Annotated in this window: 17 protein-coding genes and 1 pseudogene; 11 read left to right on the forward strand and 7 right to left on the reverse strand. The window is 46.4% G+C overall.

Annotated elements, in window-relative coordinates; genetic code table 11:
* Window positions 1-5: 5 nt before the first annotated feature.
* From AC58PQ_RS05360 to AC58PQ_RS05375, 4 genes are all read right to left on the reverse strand, one after another.
* The gene (locus AC58PQ_RS05360) at window positions 6-1133 is read right to left on the reverse strand and encodes a YheC/YheD family endospore coat-associated protein (RefSeq protein ID WP_497240931.1); all 1128 of its coding nucleotides are present in this window, start codon (window positions 1131-1133) and stop codon (window positions 6-8) included.
* A complete protein-coding gene (locus tag AC58PQ_RS05365; RefSeq protein ID WP_497240932.1) occupies window positions 1133-2497 on the reverse strand; it encodes a YheC/YheD family endospore coat-associated protein in 1365 nt (454 codons plus the stop codon). Before AC58PQ_RS05365 ends, AC58PQ_RS05360 begins: the two co-directional genes overlap by 1 nt.
* 104 nt (window positions 2498-2601) lie before the next feature.
* Window positions 2602-3714 carry a YheC/YheD family endospore coat-associated protein gene (locus AC58PQ_RS05370; protein ID WP_497240933.1) on the reverse strand — a complete coding sequence of 371 codons (1113 nt, stop codon included), beginning with the start codon at window positions 3712-3714 and terminating at the stop codon, window positions 2602-2604.
* A gap of 8 nt (window positions 3715-3722) precedes the next feature.
* Entirely contained in the window at window positions 3723-5111 is a 1389-nt protein-coding gene (locus AC58PQ_RS05375) for a YheC/YheD family endospore coat-associated protein (RefSeq protein ID WP_497240934.1), read from the reverse strand.
* A gap of 524 nt (window positions 5112-5635) precedes the next feature.
* Between AC58PQ_RS05375 and AC58PQ_RS05380 the strand changes: the two are divergent.
* From AC58PQ_RS05380 to AC58PQ_RS05415, 8 genes and pseudogenes are all read left to right on the forward strand, one after another.
* Window positions 5636-6462: pseudogene (locus tag AC58PQ_RS05380) on the forward strand (RNA-guided endonuclease TnpB family protein).
* A 351-nt stretch (window positions 6463-6813) separates the two neighbouring features.
* A complete protein-coding gene (locus tag AC58PQ_RS05385) occupies window positions 6814-7017 on the forward strand; it encodes a hypothetical protein (RefSeq protein ID WP_497241308.1) in 204 nt (67 codons plus the stop codon).
* The gene (locus AC58PQ_RS05390) at window positions 6924-7136 is read left to right on the forward strand and encodes an FAD:protein FMN transferase (RefSeq protein ID WP_497240935.1); all 213 of its coding nucleotides are present in this window, start codon (window positions 6924-6926) and stop codon (window positions 7134-7136) included. The genes AC58PQ_RS05385 and AC58PQ_RS05390 overlap by 94 nt, the downstream gene beginning before the upstream one ends.
* Window positions 7121-7639, forward strand: coding sequence for a ferric reductase-like transmembrane domain-containing protein (locus AC58PQ_RS05395; protein WP_497241297.1), 519 nt, complete (start codon window positions 7121-7123; stop codon window positions 7637-7639). Before AC58PQ_RS05390 ends, AC58PQ_RS05395 begins: the two co-directional genes overlap by 16 nt.
* 115 nt (window positions 7640-7754) lie before the next feature.
* Window positions 7755-8810: an acyltransferase gene (locus AC58PQ_RS05400; RefSeq protein WP_497240936.1), complete on the forward strand. Its 1056-nt coding sequence runs from the start codon at window positions 7755-7757 to the stop codon at window positions 8808-8810.
* A 446-nt stretch (window positions 8811-9256) separates the two neighbouring features.
* Window positions 9257-9985, forward strand: coding sequence for an oxygen-insensitive NADPH nitroreductase (gene nfsA, locus AC58PQ_RS05405; protein WP_497240937.1), 729 nt, complete (start codon window positions 9257-9259; stop codon window positions 9983-9985).
* Window positions 9986-10085: 100 nt separating this feature from the next.
* Window positions 10086-10373 (forward strand): hypothetical protein, encoded by a 288-nt coding sequence (locus tag AC58PQ_RS05410; protein ID WP_477590237.1) that lies wholly within the window; start codon window positions 10086-10088, stop codon window positions 10371-10373.
* Between the two features lie 177 nt (window positions 10374-10550).
* Window positions 10551-11879 carry a DRTGG domain-containing protein gene (locus tag AC58PQ_RS05415; RefSeq protein WP_477590238.1) on the forward strand — a complete coding sequence of 443 codons (1329 nt, stop codon included), beginning with the start codon at window positions 10551-10553 and terminating at the stop codon, window positions 11877-11879.
* On the opposite strand, the gene AC58PQ_RS05420 is transcribed toward AC58PQ_RS05415, so the two are convergent.
* The 3 genes from AC58PQ_RS05420 to AC58PQ_RS05430 all read right to left on the reverse strand — a co-directional run bounded on the left by AC58PQ_RS05420 (window position 11876) and on the right by AC58PQ_RS05430 (window position 13075).
* A complete protein-coding gene (locus AC58PQ_RS05420; protein WP_497240938.1) occupies window positions 11876-12169 on the reverse strand; it encodes a YtpI family protein in 294 nt (97 codons plus the stop codon). The two genes, AC58PQ_RS05415 and AC58PQ_RS05420, sit on opposite strands and share 4 nt — an antisense overlap.
* An 85-nt stretch (window positions 12170-12254) precedes the next feature.
* Entirely contained in the window at window positions 12255-12746 is a 492-nt protein-coding gene (locus AC58PQ_RS05425; RefSeq protein ID WP_497240939.1) for a sporulation membrane protein YtrI, read from the reverse strand.
* Window positions 12743-13075: a YtrH family sporulation protein gene (locus tag AC58PQ_RS05430; RefSeq protein ID WP_477590243.1), complete on the reverse strand. Its 333-nt coding sequence runs from the start codon at window positions 13073-13075 to the stop codon at window positions 12743-12745. Before AC58PQ_RS05430 ends, AC58PQ_RS05425 begins: the two co-directional genes overlap by 4 nt.
* A 123-nt stretch (window positions 13076-13198) precedes the next feature.
* Here AC58PQ_RS05430 and AC58PQ_RS05435 point away from each other — a divergent pair, with 123 nt between their 5' ends.
* The 3 genes from AC58PQ_RS05435 (at window position 13199) to AC58PQ_RS05445 (ending at window position 17755) form a co-directional block, all read left to right on the forward strand.
* Entirely contained in the window at window positions 13199-16771 is a 3573-nt protein-coding gene (locus tag AC58PQ_RS05435) for a DNA polymerase III subunit alpha (protein ID WP_497240940.1), read from the forward strand.
* A gap of 124 nt (window positions 16772-16895) precedes the next feature.
* On the forward strand, window positions 16896-17396 hold the full coding sequence (locus AC58PQ_RS05440; protein WP_497240941.1) for a phosphatidylglycerophosphatase A family protein: 501 nt from the start codon (window positions 16896-16898) through the stop codon (window positions 17394-17396).
* Window positions 17397-17566: 170 nt separating this feature from the next.
* Window positions 17567-17755, forward strand: a complete 189-nt coding sequence (locus tag AC58PQ_RS05445; RefSeq protein ID WP_163949334.1) for a glutamate decarboxylase — start codon at window positions 17567-17569, stop codon at window positions 17753-17755.
* Window positions 17756-17768: the final 13 nt, after the last annotated feature.

Below are 17768 nucleotides of genomic sequence, written 5' to 3' on the forward strand. Positions count from 1 at the left end.
CATAATCACCTTCTTCTCCGATTATTGATCAAATGAAGACTGTATTGAATAATCCGTTCAAGCGATTTCTGGCGGATCCGGGGTTCATCGAATTTCATTGGCTTTGAATTAGCTTCAAAAAACCAGATGTGTCCTGCCGTATCAACACCGATATCCATGGACATTTCCCCAAGTGGATTACCAGAGGATTTCTCTATTTGCGTGGCAAGTGTTATCGCCGCAGTCCGAACGCGATTTAGAATGTTTTTGGCTCCCTTTGCTCCAAAAGCATAAGTGAGCAGCTTCCGTGGTTCGTCAATCGATCCACCGCGCGGAACATGTGTTGTGATGCTTGCTTTACCTGCTACACGTGCGCCAACACCAGAAACACTCCACTCACCCTTAGAAGTTTTCTGGACTAATGCACGCAGATCGTAAGCACGTTCTTTGAATCTGGTTAACGCAATCCCCTGTTGGACGATATAATCTTGGGCGCCGCTATGTCGATCCCATTCCTGCCAAATCTCATCTGAGGAATTATGATAGCTATAGACCATTTTTTTGTCCTCTTGACGGCTCAGACGATATTGTCCATGATTCGGTTTGGTGGACACGCGATCTATTCGCATGATGCCCATCCCGGCTTTACCTTTAACTGGTTTCAAGTAGAGCACGGGGTGCTTCTTTAATAATTCTGAGAGATCGGAAACCTCGTTCATTTGCTGTGTATCGGGCATGTAAGGTTTACTTTCTTTGGCACTATTCAACCAACTGAATAATGTCCATTTGTTAAAAAAGGAAGGGTTGAATAAATGGATACTCGTACTGCGCTTACAGGCCTGAATGGTTTGCTGAACCTCAGGTCTCATTTCCATTTTACGGTAGGGGATTCGATTGTAAACAACTTGAGGAGAGGGAACAAGTTCCCTGCTCCATTTATTAGCACCTGGTTGAAAGCGATAACCGTACATCTCAGAGTTCGATATGCTGAAATCTTTCGTTGTCACGACATAAACGTCGAGGCCATAGCGCTCACCCGTTTTTATCAAATCAAGAAAGTTATCTAAGTTCCCACGAAATACACGGGAACTGTCTTTCACTGTGAGAATGGCCAATGTAGGTTTGGGTACTTTCTCATGAAGGGTAAAACCCATTAGTTTTCCCTCCTTGAGCGGAAGCGGCTCAAATAAAGACAGTGCTCATAAACACTTTGAATGGTGGCAGCATCTCCGTCTTTCAGAGAAGGATGCTTGAAAATCGATCGACCCGGCTTCGCATTGGCTTCAAACATCCACACTTTTTCATTCTGATCAATCCCGATATCGAAGCCAAGCTCGCCAAGTAAATGCTCATAGTTATTTTCAATACCTTGGGCAAGTTTGATAGCCGTTTCCTTGGCATTGTCTAGAATTTGCTCCGCACGTCCCCCATAAACTAAACGTAGAACCTGCTCAGGTGTCATGAGTTGCCCCCCGTTGCGGATATGCGTTGTGACGCTGCCTTTACCGGATTTCTTCGCACCAATCGCTGCCACAACCCATTGATTATTACCGTTTTTCGTCAAGTGGAAGCGGAAATCAATCGGGCAATTATCAATTTCGATGAGTCGAATCCCTTGTTGGGCAACGTAGCTTGCTAAGCGTCCGCGTCCTGTCCCCAGCATTTGCATCAAGCTTTCGAATTTGGCATAGCGAATCAGAACATTTTTATTCGCTTTCCGGTAACGGACGAAATAACCACGCTTCGGATTATAGGTTACACGATAAATACCGATGCCAAGGCTCCCTGCTGTTGGTTTCAAGTAAATAAATTTATGTTTATCAAGCATTTCTTTGATTTGTTCAGCAGTGGGATTAATTCTGGATTCAGGAACGAACCGAAATGCGTCGTCGCCGTCTAACATTTTATAAACATCCCATTTATCAAAGAAGCTCCAGTTAAAGATCGGAATACCCCGCCCCACGAAGCGATTTTTAAATCCCTCCATACCTGCTGATTTCTCCGCTTTGCGGCTGGATAGCCGGTTATAAATAACGTCTGGCAGCGGGAATGTTTTACGCATCCAACCTCCGCCTTCTTTCGGGACTAGGCCTGACACAGTCTCTTGAATCCAGTTCACATTCCTGGGACTGAAAGCGAAGCTGAAGGAGCGATGTGAACCTGTATTAATGACTTGGCGAATGAAGCCAGTTATGGAGCCGAAGGGCGATGTACCACTCTCTACATTGGTTAACACACCGATAAGTGGACCAATTCGAAGCTCTTTATTATTGGTATTAGCAACTAGCACATTCCCAGTTCGAGGAATACGCAAGGAGGCCATTAAGGAAAGCGGGATGTACATATGCTGACCACTTTTTTTGATCAAACGGACCGGTAACGAAGTCCCTTTACTCCCAACCTTTACAGTAATGGATTTAGTTCCGGTTAACCGTAAAGCTTTGGCGAGATCACTCGTTAAGTAGACCGATCTATCTGTTCGTTGTACGGCGTGGAGCATACACGATGTCAAACTCATTAGGTTACCCTCCTAAACTTGTTGCCCTACGGGGCTTTCCGTGTCAAAACAGGCAGATATGACCTTCTGCCCCCATGAGCACGTTCAAACAAAGCTTAGCTAACTCAGCTCAGCTGTTTGTTTAACAAAAATCCAGCATAGTGGATCGGATTTGCAATTGATTTCATACGTGCTCGTTCATTATTTAAACGGGCAAAAATCGTTCTGCCCGGCTTCGAATTCACTTCAAGAATCCATATACGTCCGTCAGTATCGATCCCCAAATCAATACCAAGCTCGGCTAGTCGACCATGATAAGACTCCAAGAAGGTCGGAATGTGCTTGGAGAGCATGGCAATCGTGTTAATCAGCTGATCGGACTTCATTTCACCGAATTCTCTGGTTAGAAAATCACTCACATCTTCGGCAGTGCCCCCGCCATGCAGATTGGAAGTGATACTTCCAGGTTTACCAACGCGAACGGCCATACCCGTTTGTTCCCAGTTACCGCGACCATTTTTCTGAACTAAGGATCGTACATCATAAGCCATTCCGTTCATCGAGTGGAGATGTAAATATTCTTGCAGGAGGTAGGGACGTGAGCCTAACACGCTCTTCAGCCATTGCCAGCAGGAAGGCCACTCCTTGAACTCACCTGTAATAGGATGGTTATGTCCATCTCGTCCTTGTACGCTGTACCCCATGCCTTCTTTGTGAATGTGTAACGCACCTTTGCCTTGACTTCCGCCTTGAGGCTTTAAGAAGGCATCTGCTCTGTTATGAAACCAGATTTCGAGCTGGTGACGGTTACGGAGTCGGCTGGTTTCTGGCAAGTAAGGATGGAGTGCAGGATCCTTCTGTAAGATCTGGCCCACTTCCCACTTTCCGCTTAGACCGTAGCCAAGAAACCGAATAGAGGGCATCGCACGCAGTTTGCGCACGTGATATTGATAGGTGAGATAACTATGTTTATTGCTGAAGAAACAGCGATCATAGATGAGTGTAGGAAGGGGAAACAGCTTAGTAATCCAATCCTGCTGTGTCCTATCGTACATATAGCCTCTTACCATTTCTTGCTTCCATTCGATGCGATTTGGTGAGAAGACAAACACATCAATTCCTTCGTTAGCTCCGTGAGCCGTCAGATTCTGATAAAAGCTTGCGCTAGCAAATGGAAGTTCTCGGTTCAGTTCGGTTACCATGATGCCTAACAAAGGGCGCTGTGTTCGCAATCGCATGTTTCACCTCAATACTTCGCTAAAAAACGAGCGTATTTGACTAGCGTTCTAACAGAAGGTCTAATTTTATTTTTATTGGTATCGGTATTTAGTGCTGTATTATCATCCTTAGATGGCTTGGAGTTGACTTCCAGAAGCCAAACTCTGCCTGCTCGATCAACGGCAAGATCAATCCCTAGTTCTCCAAAATGACTGGGAATTTGGGTTTCGATCCCTTTCGCTATGTCCAATGAGGCTTTGCGTAGTCTCCGAATAATGGAGGCGCGAGTTGGCGTGGAGAAGCCAGCTTTGGCTAATGCTTCAGGAACCGTTGATAAGCTTCCACCGCGTGCAAGGTTAGATACAAAGTGCTGGCTGCCTGCAATCCGACCTACAATGGAAGTGATTTCCCATTCTCCTTTTTCACCACGTTGAACAAGTGCTCGGAAATCAATGGGATTTCCCTCTGCAGTTATGAGATCAAGTCCTTGTTGGATTTGATAACGCTGTGTCTTGAGCTTCCCAGATACGGACTGAAAGACGGCTAGAAGGGATGGGAAGGTCTGTCTGCGCACACCGGCAAGGCTTGTTGAATGAGCCGTATAGGTTTCTCCGCCACCTTCTCTGCGAATACGAATAATGCCATTGCCGAGACTTCCAGTAATCGGTTTAAGGAAAAGAGCACTATGGCGAGCAGCCATTGATTTCAACATTTGAAAGTTTTTGAAAAGGTAAGACTCTGGTAAGTAGCTGTGCAAGGAGCTATCTTTGCGAAGAGCTTCGAAAACTTCTGTTTTGTTCAAATATTTCTCGTTGAAGATTTCCGTGCCATAACGCGATTTGACGTCCTTCATGAACTGTTGAACATTGGTCATATTCTCGTACTTCCGCGAAGTGAGTCGATTGTAGATCACATTGGGAATCGGAAATGTTCTTTTACTCCAAGAACCATTCGCATACGAATAAGCAGAAATTGTTTGTGGATTGGCATGCATCTCTTGTGGAGGGAAGAAACACACACTAGCCCCTACTTGATTACAAGCGTCGGTCAACTCTTTACAAAAAGTGGTAATAGGACCAAAAGGGCGGCTGGGGGAACTCGTATTCACGCGGCTAATCATGACGCCAATTAAAGGTCCGATCGACATTGTATTCGAAGTTGGCTTATAGTTGATAGTAAGCCGTGCCCCTTGATGTAGACCAATCTTGGATGCAAGTGCAGGGTCGACACGGAGGCTATTCGGTACCGCAGCTGTGACCACTTTGACATCCTGCTGGTATGAGCCGAATCGCATGTTAATCATTTGATTGGACGGAACTTTCCACTTTCTTGCAATGGCTTCACTTAGAACAACGGTCCGATCATCCAAATAGATGCTGGTGCTTTGAATGGATACGCCAACTTTCGTTCTGGTCAATAGTGAACACTCCTTCCAGCATAAGAAAATCCCTGTCGAGGCTATTCAAGGATGATCGACCGCGTTTAAAGGTAAATTTTAACGCCAATAAGAAATTTGTTTCGATATCCGAAAACTTAAACTTTCTTATGTGTACACAAACGGCATTACTGCTTAGCAAAGTAAACTACTCCATCATATGAGGACATATTTGCCTTTGTTCCTAGGCATATGAAGGAAAGCGCCCATTCTTCAAACATAACTTCACGGAGTTTTCAGCTAATTTTTAGGGTTTGCTCAGGATTTGAGGTCTTCAACCACGTATACTGAGCTTAGATTCTTAATTAGAGAGATGGGATGGGTTAGGTATGAAAGCATCCTCCAAATGGACAAAATGGCAGATCGGAATCGTGAGTGCGATGATTGTGGTCTATTTATGCATAGTCGAGAACTCTCATTACTTCAGTGATGAGATGAATAGGTAGTTTCATAAGCGAACGTATGTGCTGTAATAGTTCTACAGCCCTTTTGAATGGAGGCTTTGCATGCTATCACATAAAGCATATAACTACCGGATTTACCCGACAAAGGAACAAGAGAGCCTCCTTCGTCAAACATTTGGTTCCTGCCGTTTCATTTTTAATTACTTCCTAACACAATGGAACGATACGTATGCCACAACAGGAAAAGGACTATCTTACAATGTATGTGCAACTGGACTTCCTTCGTTAAAGGCAAGTTTTGGATGGTTAAAAGGCGTTGATAGTATTGCCTTACAATTAGCAGTTCGGAACTTAGCGGACAGCCTTGACCGCTTCTTTAAGAAGCAAACTGATGCACCGCGTTATAAGAGCAGGAAAAATCCCGTTCAAAGCTATACGACCAAATACACGAATGGCAATATTGCAGTTGATGGTAACATGCTAAAACTACCGAAACTGGGTCGTGTTCGCTTTGCAAATTCCAGAGCCATGGAAGGTCGTGTGCTTTCGGCAACGATTCGTCAGAATGCATCAGGTAAATATTTCGCATCACTCGTATGTGAAGTGGAGATTCAACCACTGGTTCAAAACCCGTGAATAAGATGCTCAAAAATCAGCGATTAGCAAAATCGATTGCCGAAGTTTCTTGGTCAACATTTCGTACCTATGTCACGTACAAAGCTAATTGGTATGATCGTACGATCAGTGTTGTTTCGAAGGAATTTCCTTCTAGCCAGCTTTGTCATGTGTGCGGGCATCGCAATCCAGATGTAAAACGACTTGCTTTGCGTCAATGGACATGTTTGGGATGTGGCACCCATCATGACCGTGACGTAAATGCGAGTCAAAACATCAAGCAAGAAGGATTAAACAGGCTAGCGGTTAGTTAATCATCGCTAACTCCGCAGGAATTGCGGATCACGCTTGGGTATCTATTCTGCATTAGTAGAATTAATCCAAGAATCATGCGAATTCATTCGTGTGAGTTTCAATTCAGGAAGTCAAAGAAAGCCCTGAATTTCTCATAGCTGTACGAGAAGCTGCTAATTCGAAGCTGAATGCATCAACAATCGTAACTCAGAAGAAGACGGACCCCCCATCTAAACTAGAGAAGCCCCACACACGAAGTCACGTATCCTAGCTATAGACAATTATTTGAGGGAATAAAGGAAAGTATAGTTGAGCTTGAACAGCATTCTCCCTTTACAGCACCGGGTGTGGCGCCGCAAGAGGATCCCTGGATGAAATCGGTTCGAATCTCGGCAGGTCACCTGTTGGATTTCGGAGGATTTGTGAAAAGCTGGACAGCGCACCAATTAGCCAAACAACTTCGGCAGGCGGCGATGTGGAAGTGTGGGGTGGAGCGTCGGAGAGCGAGCTATGGTGCATTGGCATTGCCAATCCCTTTGAATCGGATCCTGCACGTGAAGCTACGCTTCAACTAAGAACGGGTGCTATAGCTACTTCCAGCATACTGCGCAGGCGCTGGCAAACGAGGGGAGGGCAGAAGCATCACCTCATTGACACACGTATGATGAGGCTAATGGTATTCTTTCCTTTCTGACATTGTTTGTTGGAATGGCGATCGGTATCACCTACAGCTTTCCTCAGCTCCATGGGCGCAAGAAGGGGCAACTGCTACGCTGGCACACTTATACGAATCTAACGGGAACCTGTTTTGCTCTCCTACATACGGTACTTCTCATTATAGATACTTTCATGCCTTTCGACTGGGCGGAACTTCTAATCCCTTTTACAGCGAAAAATAATCCTATTTTGAACGGCTTGGGCACGCTCGCTATGTACGGTTTATTAATCGTAGTATTTACAACGGATATTCGGCAGAAGCTAAAACGAAAGCTATGGCTTGCCCTTCATATGTTGTCCTATCCGATTTTTGTTTTGTCACTGCTGCACCGCATTATGATCGGAACGGATAGCAAGTATGAATGGGCTTCACTCATGTACTTCGGGACGGCAATGATTTTAGTAGGTTTAACGCTAGTTAGATTTCAACTTTCAACGCGTAAACGTCAAGTTCAAGCAGGGAAAACCAAGCAAGGGTGATTCAGGTTCCCATCGATGCGATTGGGGCTCTTTTGCTTGTTCACATGTTGCGAAACATGTCGAAAATGTCTATAGTAAAAGGGTATTTATTATGAAATGAGGATAGTAAACCGATATGGCAAAAGCAAAAATTACGGAGCTTGATATTGTCAGAGCAATTTCGATCCTTGCTGTGGTTCTGATTCATGTAACGGCGGACTGGACAGTGGATCCAGCTTTGAAAGGCAGTAGCACACAGCTGTTTATTTTATTCCTGAACAAAATAAGTTATTTTGCTGTTCCCGTATTTATATTTTTGAGCGGCATCGTGTTGTTCTATATTTATGCGGATAATTGGAGCGCTAAGCAAGCCGGTATTTTCTATTGGAAACGTGTTCGGCAAGTGCTTGTCCCCTACATCGTTTGGTCCTTTTTCTACTATATATATAATCCATGGCTTTGGACGCCAGAGCATCCAATAAAAGTAGATCTAAGCGTTTTTCTTGAGCAGTTAAAATGGGCAGATTCGGGCTATCATCTGTATTTTATGATCATTATCGTGCAGTTCTACCTGCTGTTTCCGCTGCTCGTTTGGGCCGTAAGAAATGCAGCATGGTTTCGTAAAACGCTGGCTTTTTGGGGTTTAGCGATTCAAGCAGGTGTCTACATCTACAGCCACTGGGTTGGTCCGATTAGTCATAAGCCTGAGCTATGTATCACCTATTTCGGCTATTTCCTCGTTGGCGGTGCCATCGGGATGAACTATGGGAATTTCCGCGCATGGTTGGATCACAACAAAGGGTGGGTAATTCCATCCTCCATAGTGAGTGGTTTGGTTTACACGGGGCTGTATTTATTAGCATCAAGGGGATATTCCTTCGAAAATACCTGGTTTGAGATTACGTGGTTGATGTACAATCTTGGCATGGGTGTGAGCATGATCTGGATGGCTAAGGAGCTCCTGTTAAAATGGAAGCGGGTGGGTAAGTTTTTCGTTTCCCTCGGGATGATGTCCTTCGGCGTTTACTTAATGCATCCTGCCTTATTGTCCTTGTGGAAATACAAGGTTCATATGCCGGGTTCGATTCTACTATTTAATGTCTACAACGGGATTGTGTTTGTATTGATTGTGGCCATACCATGGACATTAACATTGCTGTATCGTAAGGTGAGAAAAGTGTTGATGAAATAAGGTTTGGTTGAGGGGAGCCTCATTAACTACACAAAAGCAACCTGCACAAAGTAACCCCCTACAAAGCTGATTCATACAAAAATAGCTTCCGCAAAACTGCGAAAATGCAGTTTTTGTGGGAGTTTTTTCGTGGAGATAGGGAGTTAGTGCAAATATGCAGTAATTTTAGGTTATTTCTCAAAGAAAGTGGGTTTTCATCGGATAAAGTTGCATAATCGCATTAATTTACTAGTTATGAAGCTAGAATTTGGAAAAAAGATGCACATTTGCAGTTTTCGATCTAATTTGCGGCCCCATAGCCCGCATCAGCCCTCCGCATCACCTGCATCCAGCACCGCCACCTTACCAGCGCAAGCTCTGACATACTACACTCTGATTTGGATTTGAAAATTGGTCATATTTCAGGGATACTAATAGAAATGAGACAAAGGACGTGGATCCAGACAATGAACGCCATCATTGAAACCTTGCAAAGTCATCGCTCCATCCGCAAATTTACGAATGAGCCTGTTAGCGAAGAACAACGCGAGGCGATTATCAAGTCTGCGCAAGCCGCCTCGACTTCGAGTAATATGCAAGCATTCAGCGTGATTCATGTGACGGATGCTGACCTGAAGAGCCAGCTAGCCGAGCTAGCTGGCAATCAAGCTTACGTCAGCGAGTGTCCGCTATTCCTCGTGTGGTGCGCAGACCTGCACCGCTACGCGGAGGCGGTCCACCAACACGTGGACACGCCGGTTACCGGCAATGCTGAGAATCTCATCATTGCCACGGTCGAGGCTGCATTAGCTGCGCAAAATGCAGCGATTGCCGCCGAGTCACTCGGCCTCGGCGTCTGCTACATTGGCGGGCTGCGCAACAAGCCCGCTGAGGTGAGCGAGCTGCTGGGCCTGCCCCAGCTCGTGTACCCGATCTTCGGCATGTGCATCGGCATGCCGGATCAAGAGCCGCTGCATCGCCCGCGGCTCCCGCTTGAAGCCGTATACCATGAGAATCGGTATACGCTAAACAACGGCGCGGTCGAGGCATACGACGAGACGATCCGCGACTACATGAATGTGCGTACCAGCGGCAAAGTTGATACGAGCTGGTCCAAAGAAATGGCTGCGAAAGCGCAGCGTCCAAGAAAGCATATGAAAGCCTTTCTGGCCAGCCAAGGCTTCGAAGTGGAATAAGCTTGGCCCTCATGAGCCCATACGTTCATATATCTAGTACTTGTCTCATACAATGGAAATAGGTAGAGATAGGTTCGAGATTATTTGAAGCGAAAGGCGTGTGATCCCATTGAAAGGTTTTAAAAATGTTGTGTACATGAGTTTGGCAGTCGGCATGTTATTTTATTCCATTCCACAACTACAATTCCGTGAGGTTGGTTCCTTGCCGATGATATTTAGTGTCATCTGGCTCGTGATGGCCTTGCTCATCATTGCCGCGCATTTACACCAAATCCTTGGTGTAGATGAAGAAAAGCGCAAGCAGCAGCTCCGCATCAATCGGATGAAGAAATGGCAAATGGAGCAACTCGTGCAAGGCCGACGCAAGCTTTTGCAATTCCGTAAGTAGGCAAAGAATGATCAAATCTTTGACATCGAACATATGTTTGATATAATGATGATGCAGCATCCAATCCAATAGGGTTGGATGCTTTTTCTTCTCACGAACCCTCATTGTTCTTACTTGCTAGAACGCTTATACTAGTAGTACAGACTAATACAGTATTTAGTGAATGAGGTGTAACAGTTGGATACACATTCCGTCGATACATTAACGAAACATGAGCAGATTTTGCGGCATATTGAAGACTTAAAGTTAGGCAGTCGGATTTCCGTGCGCAAAATCGCCAAAAATATGGAAGTCAGCGAAGGCACGGCATACCGCGCGATCAAAGAAGCAGAAAATCAAGGACTCGTTTCAACCAAAGAACGGATCGGAACCGTTCGTGTTGAGAAAAAACTTCGTCAGAACATTGATAAACTGACCTTTGCCGAGGTTGTGAATATGGTGGATGGTCAGGTGCTTGGCGGGGCGAAGGGTCTGCATAAGACGCTGCACAAGTTCGTCATCGGCGCCATGGAGCAAGATGCGATGATGCGCTACATTGAGGCAGGCAGCCTGCTCATCGTGGGTAACCGTAATCGGGCACATCTGTGCGCTTTAGAGCAGGGTGCGGGCGTATTAATTACGGGTGGTTTCAATACGAGTACCGAGGTCAAGGTGCTGGCGGATGAACTGGAGCTGCCGATTATTTCAAGCAGTTATGACACGTTTACCGTCGCATCCATGATTAACAGAGCGATCTACGATCGTTTGATCAAAAAGAAAATCATGCTCGTGGAAGATATTCTCGCCTCTGGCGCAGCGCTCTTCGCACTGAAAGCGAACAGTACATTGAAGGATTGGCAGCGTATGTCCGAGGATACGGGATATAGCCGTTTTCCCGTCGTCGATGAGTGGAATCGCATTATCGGTGTAGTGACGTCCAAAGATATGGTTGGTGCAAGCACGCAGCAATCCGTCGATAAATTGATGACAAGGAATCCGCTCACCGTTTCACCTCAGACTTCAGTTGCGTCTGCCGCCCACATGATGGTGTGGGAAGGGATTGAACTGCTGCCGGTCGTGGATACGAATCGGAAAATTGTCGGCGTGCTTAACCGCAGCGATATCCTAAAGGCAATGCAATCAATCCAGAAGCAGCCGCAGAACGGTGAAACCTTTGAAGATTTGATCTGGTCCGGGATGGAAGAAGTAAGAGATGAGAAGGGCAAACTGCAATTTCATGGTGTGATCACGCCACAGATGACGAATCATTTGGGGACTGTTTCAGAGGGGGTTCTTACGACGCTCATGACGCAAGCGGCTTACCGAATTGTGCAAGAGCATAAGAAGGGTGACCTCGTTATGGATAATATGTCGACCTATTTTCTGAAGCCGCTTCAAATAGATTCCAAAATAGAAATACGGCCCACCATCATCGAGGTGAGCCGTAAATTTGGCAAGATTGATGTAGAAATTTATCATGCAGGAGCCCTGGTATCGAAGGCGATGTTAACCGCCCAAGTGATCTAACGCAGCAGGCGATCGAAGTGCCCGTGATTACGGATTCCGACGAATACATTGAAAACACCGATCAACACGAGTACCGTGCCGAAGATGCGGCGGAAGCTGGATTCGCTGAAGAAGAAGATTTGCGTAATTGCAATGAGAACTAACATGAATCCCATGCAAATGTTCATGCGGGCCGTATACAAGCCCCGCTTGGCAGCATCTGACTCGCGTCTGGAGCGAATGCTGTAGAACAAAGTGAGCCCGAGTAGTAGGCAAATAAGAATAAATAACGTGAGTTGAATGGCGTGCATAGGTACAATCCGTCCCTTTATGTAGAATTTACAATTAACTTTAGCGAGTTTAGGACGGGATTGCAAGATGAGACACGAATTCATCTTATGTTTTTTTCTCCTCGGCCGTAATCCAAATGGTTAACTCCGTTTGGATCAACACAATGGATTTGACTTGGACAACATACTTTTTATCATGTAGAAAATAAGTTCTTTGCGTAATTAGCTTCTCATAGAGGGGCTGGGCATCTCCTACGAATGATGCCTTTTGGCCAATGACGACCTTGAGCTCACTTTTAATATCACCTTCAATTTCTTTCTGAATATCCTCGCTAAAGATGTCAGTGTCATTTTTGGGAAGCAGATGAACATTGACTACATTAACTAACGTTTGATTATTTTTAGTCTTTTTTAAGTTAGCGATATCGATTTCGAGATCTTCATTCTCCTGTAAAACTTTATGCAATTGCACGTACAACTCATTATACGTGTGATGATGAATGCTCATATACACAGCGCTCCCAATGATCGCTCCCGACAACAGCAGTCCAAAGCTCGCAAGCAGTCGTTGATATCGGGCAAAAGGAGGGATTCTCAAGGCTGATGGCCTCCCTTGCAGATCATTTGAATGAGCGCAGTTCCGAATTGTGCTCCTGTAAAAGCAACGATGATATAGACAATCTGTTTGATTGCCGGATTGAGATGGCCAATGGCCACGTGACTTTCAATATAACGGATTGGATCAATGGTTCCGCCAACCGCAGCGACCATCGCCCAAATCTTAATATTTTCCGAAATGGTCAACATTTTTTCTGTGGGAGATTGCAAGGTTAATACGGCTGCTATACCGCTTAGCATGCTGCCTCCGAATACGACCCCAAATGCAATGCAGAAATACATGATAATACTTGCCCAAAAGCCAGCCATGTGTTAATCGCTTCCTTTCTACTGAGTTGGGAGGACAAACTCTCTCTACTACTGTATGGGACTGGCTAGCTCCAATATGATAAAATGTAAGGAATAATTCATGAAAGAAGGGGGGAATTGCGGATGAGTTCGTTTGTACATCTGCATGTGCATAGTGAATATAGTTTATTAGACGGTGCGGCACGGATGGAGGAGCTTGTTTCACAAGCGGCTAATCTTGGCATGACCTCTCTGGCCTTGACGGATCATGGTGTCATGTATGGGGCGATTGCATTCTACAAAGCCTGCAAACAGCGTGGCATCAAACCAATTATTGGGTGTGAAGTTTACTTTACTGCGGGTTCCATTCGCGATAAAGGAACACGGCAGGAGCAGCCGATTTATCACCTTATTTTGCTAGCGAAGAATTTCAAAGGCTATCAGAATCTCATGAAGCTCACTTCGATTGCACATCTAAAGGGCTTTCATTATAAACCGCGTATTGATTTAGAACATCTGGCCCAACACTCAGAGGGGCTGATTTGCCTAAGCTCTTGTTTAGGCAGTGAAGTTTCCCAACATTTGCTCCACAACCGGTATGATGAGGCGCGCAATGCGGCAGAGCGTTATCGCGACATTTTCGGTGACGATTTCTTTCTGGAAATTCAAGATCACGGCATGATTGAGCAGAAAAAAGTGATGGTTTCCATGATTGAATTGAGCAAAGAAACTGGCATTCCTTTAATCGCCACGAATGATGTGCATTACGTAACAGAGCCGGATCATGTGATGCAAGACATTCTTATTTGTATCGGCACCGGCAAAACAGTGGATGACACAGATCGGCTCAAGATGGGAACGAGTCAGATGTATTTGAAAAGCGAAGAGGAAATGCGGCGGTTATTCGTCCATGTGCCTGAAGCGCTTGCGAATACAGCTGAGGTTGCTTCACGCTGTGATCTCGAACTGACGTTCGGGAAGTCGATTTTACCAAGCTTCCGACCGATTCCTGAGCATTTCACTGCGGGGGCTTATTTGCAGGAGCTGTGCAAGCAAGGGTTGGAACAGCGTTATGGCAGTAAGCCAGAGTGGCATGATGCGAGCCATCCCATGAGAAAACAGGCGGAAGATCGCCTAGCCTATGAACTTGGTGTCATTGCGAATATGGGCTTTTCCGATTACTTCTTAATCGTATGGGATTTTATTCGCTTCGCGCATGAGAAACGGATCATGACGGGGCCAGGGCGGGGCTCCTCCGCAGGCAGTTTAGTTGCTTATGTGCTGCGTATTACGAATGTCGATCCGTTGCAATATAAGCTGCTCTTTGAACGGTTCTTGAATCCGGAACGGATCTCCATGCCCGATATCGATATTGATTTCAGCGATGAACGACGGGATGAAGTGATTGACTATGTCGTTGCCAAATATGGTCATGAACACGTTGCGCAAATCATTACCTTCGGAACGATGGCGGCTAAGGCCGCAGTTCGGGATGTGGGGCGTGTCCTGGGTGTGCCTTATGGGGACGTGGATCGGGCCGCTAAAGCGATTCCAAATCAGCTTGGGATGACACTGAAGGAAGCTCTTCAGGTGAGCTCTGATTTGAAAGGAATGGTAGCCAGACAGCCTAAGACCGCAGAACTACTAGAGATGGCTATGCGTGTTGAAGGGATGCCGCGTCATGCCTCTACGCATGCTGCTGGCGTTGTGATTTCTCGTGAGCCTTTGACGCACTACGTGCCTCTGCAAGAGGGGACGGCTCAGACGGCACTCACGCAGTATACAATGGAGCATTTGGAAGCAATCGGACTCCTCAAGATGGATTTTCTGGGTCTAAGGACCCTCTCAATTATTGAACGAGCTGTGGATTGGCTGGCTCAAATGGAGGAAGTTCAGATTAACTTTGATCTCCTCAACATGGATTCGGATGATATCACCTACGAGATGCTCAGCAGAGGGGAAACAACAGGCGTATTCCAATTGGAGTCAACAGGCTGTCGCAAGGTTCTGAAGGATTTGAAGCCCTCTGAATTTGAAGATATTATTTCCGTCTTGGCTTTGTACCGCCCGGGTCCGATGGAATTTATACCGAAATATATTGCAGGTAAGCATGGACTGGTGGAGGTTGTTTATCCGCATCCAACACTAGAGCCTATTCTACGGGACACCTATGGCATCATCGTGTACCAAGAGCAAATCATGCAAATTGCCTCGTCAATGGCAGGGTTCAGCTTAGGTGAAGCAGATTTATTGCGCAGAGCTGTTTCCAAAAAGAAGCGGGAAGTACTCGATGAAGAACGGACTCATTTCGTCTCGGGGAGCTTGCGTCAAGGATTTAATGCCGATGAGGCGAATCATGTGTACGATATGATCGTGCGATTTGCGGATTACGGTTTCCCGCGTGCGCATGCGACGGCGTATGGCGTGCTTGCCTTCCAAACCGCCTACCTCAAAGCGCACTATCCGATCTATTTCATGGCTTCGATGTTGACCGCTGTTATGGGGAATCATCGCAAGGTTGCTGAGTACGTGGACGAATGTCGACGTGTGAAGCTTGCGGTGCTCCCGCCGGATGTCAATGGCAGCGGAACGGTGTTTACGCCAGATTCGAGCGCCGGCGCCATTCGATTTGGTTTGGCCGCCATCAAAAATGTAGGAACACAAGCTATAGATGCAATTCTTAGTGAGAGAAAGAAAGCGCCGTTTGAGAGCTTGCTGGATTTCTGCCGACGTGTCGACCTTCGCGTAGTTAATAAAAGAGTGGTTGAATCACTCATTCAAGGCGGAGCTTTCGATACACTTGGCGGGCATCGTGCTGGGCATCTCGCAGTCCTAGATGAAACGATTGCTTCCGCTACGAAATGGCGCAAGGAACGGGACGATTTACAGCTTCATCTCTTCGGATTTGTTGAAGAGCCGAACTGGGAGGTTGAGGTGCCGAACATCCCGCCGATGCCGCAATCCAAGCAGCTTGAGCTGGAGAAAGAGCTACTTGGTATGTATATCTCTGGTCATCCCCTGGATGCCTATACCGAACAGCTGGCAGAGCTGGATGCCGTGATGTTGCATCAGCTAACGGAGCTTCCAGATCATAGCGATGTCCTTGTTGCCGGGATGATCCTCTCGAATAAGACGATCGTCACCAAAAAAGGCGATCCCATGGCGTTCATGGAGCTGGAGGATCGCATTGATAAAGTCGAGGTGGTCTTGTTCCCCGAGACCTGGAAGAAATCGGCTCCGCTCGTGCAGAAGGGCAGACTAGTCCTCGTCCGTGCGAAGCTGCAGCTTCAGGACGAGGACCCGCCCAAGCTGCTCGCGGAGCAGCTGGTCGCGCTGGACGACCCGGAGGCCGTCCAGCGGCTTCGCAGGCAGCCTGCGGCGCAGCGACGATCCCCTGACAGCGTCAGGGATCGTACGCCGCGCCCGGCTGCCCCGCCGAGCGGCTCGCGCAGCGCCGCTCCTGTCACGCAGGCGGCCCCCGAGGCGAAGCCGCAGCGCGTGTTCGTCAAGATCACGGCTGACTGTGAGCAGCCGGATAAGCTCCTGCAGCTGAAGGCGCTGCTGAAGCTGCATAAGGGCCAGCTCGCGGTTGCGCTTTTCTATGAAAGCAGCAACAAGCTCTTGGCCTTGAGCGACCAGTATCGGGTCGATCCGACCAAGGATCTTATGCGCATGATCGAGACGATCATGGGCAAAGATTCCGTCCGAGTGAAATGAGAAAATCTCAATCGTAGATTTTCTCTCGTGGTTCATGTGGTAAAAATCGCTTTCTCCGCATATGAATAGGAACCCAGCTTTTCATTCTATTCATGTGGGCATCCCATTGCTAGGAGGAGGATTTATGACCGAACAACACATGATCCAACTACTCCAGAAACGCGGTGTGACCGTGGATCAAGTCGCAGAAATCGTATATAAGCTGCAAAAGCCTTATAATGATCAACTCACGATTGAAGAATGTGAAGACAGCGTTATGGCAGTGCTTTCCAAACGTGAAGTGCAATATACCCTCTATACAGGGATTGCCCTAGATGAATTAGCAGAGAAGAAAATGCTGCCAGAGCCGCTGCAATCTATTCTTGAGGTGGATGAACCGCTTTACGGGGTAGACGAGACCTTAGCACTTGGGATTGTTCATGTTTACGGCATGATTGGCTTAACCAGCTTCGGCTATTTAGATAAGGAAAAAATAGGGATTATTCGCGCGTTGAACGATGACCGCAGCGCTGTGCATGTATTTCTAGATGACTTAGTTTGCGGATTAGCGGCAGCAGCCTCAGCTAGAATCGCTCATCAAAATGAGCATGCGCCTGATTATAGCAGTAAACACCGTCTGGACTAAGCCTAAATAGTTCAGGCTTTACTTTTTATATCGATGTGCTCTGTTGCGGGCAAAAGTGAAATTATGATATCATTATTGCATTGTGTGTTCCTATGCGTATAAAGGATGTTGTTATCGTCATAGCTTAGTTGCCTTAGTGGTTGTAGTTGCACGTCATAGGAGGTTTATTCATGTGGACGGTGATCTATATAGCTCCTACTGCGAAAATTGCAGAGCGGATTAAACAGAAGCTGACGGAAGAAGGTTTTCTCGTTCAAGTACGAGGCATCTCTTTATCCAAAAATCAATTCGAAATTGTTGTTCCCGAAGGGGAGCTGGAAGAAGTACAAGAAGTGCTCAATTCTATTTTACATAGATAGTAAAAGTAGAACT

Source organism: Paenibacillus sp. J22P143, from assembly GCF_059692035.1.

Bases quoted from the DNA above. Each gene is read 5' to 3' on its own strand.
- AC58PQ_RS05360 (WP_497240931.1), bottom strand. From the start codon at position 1,133: ATGGGTTTTACCCTTCATGAGAAAGTACCCAAACCTACATTGGCCATT.
- AC58PQ_RS05365 (WP_497240932.1), bottom strand. From the start codon at position 2,497: ATGAGTTTGACATCGTGTATGCTCCACGCCGTACAACGAACAGATAGA.
- AC58PQ_RS05370 (WP_497240933.1), bottom strand. From the start codon at position 3,714: ATGCGATTGCGAACACAGCGCCCTTTGTTAGGCATCATGGTAACCGAA.
- AC58PQ_RS05385 (WP_497241308.1), top strand. From the start codon at position 6,814: ATGAAATCGGTTCGAATCTCGGCAGGTCACCTGTTGGATTTCGGAGGA.
- AC58PQ_RS05400 (WP_497240936.1), top strand. From the start codon at position 7,755: ATGGCAAAAGCAAAAATTACGGAGCTTGATATTGTCAGAGCAATTTCG.
- nfsA (WP_497240937.1), top strand. From the start codon at position 9,257: ATGAACGCCATCATTGAAACCTTGCAAAGTCATCGCTCCATCCGCAAA.
- AC58PQ_RS05420 (WP_497240938.1), bottom strand. From the start codon at position 12,169: ATGCACGCCATTCAACTCACGTTATTTATTCTTATTTGCCTACTACTC.
- AC58PQ_RS05430 (WP_477590243.1), bottom strand. From the start codon at position 13,075: ATGGCTGGCTTTTGGGCAAGTATTATCATGTATTTCTGCATTGCATTT.
- AC58PQ_RS05435 (WP_497240940.1), top strand. From the start codon at position 13,199: ATGAGTTCGTTTGTACATCTGCATGTGCATAGTGAATATAGTTTATTA.
- AC58PQ_RS05440 (WP_497240941.1), top strand. From the start codon at position 16,896: ATGACCGAACAACACATGATCCAACTACTCCAGAAACGCGGTGTGACC.
- AC58PQ_RS05445 (WP_163949334.1), top strand. From the start codon at position 17,567: ATGTGGACGGTGATCTATATAGCTCCTACTGCGAAAATTGCAGAGCGG.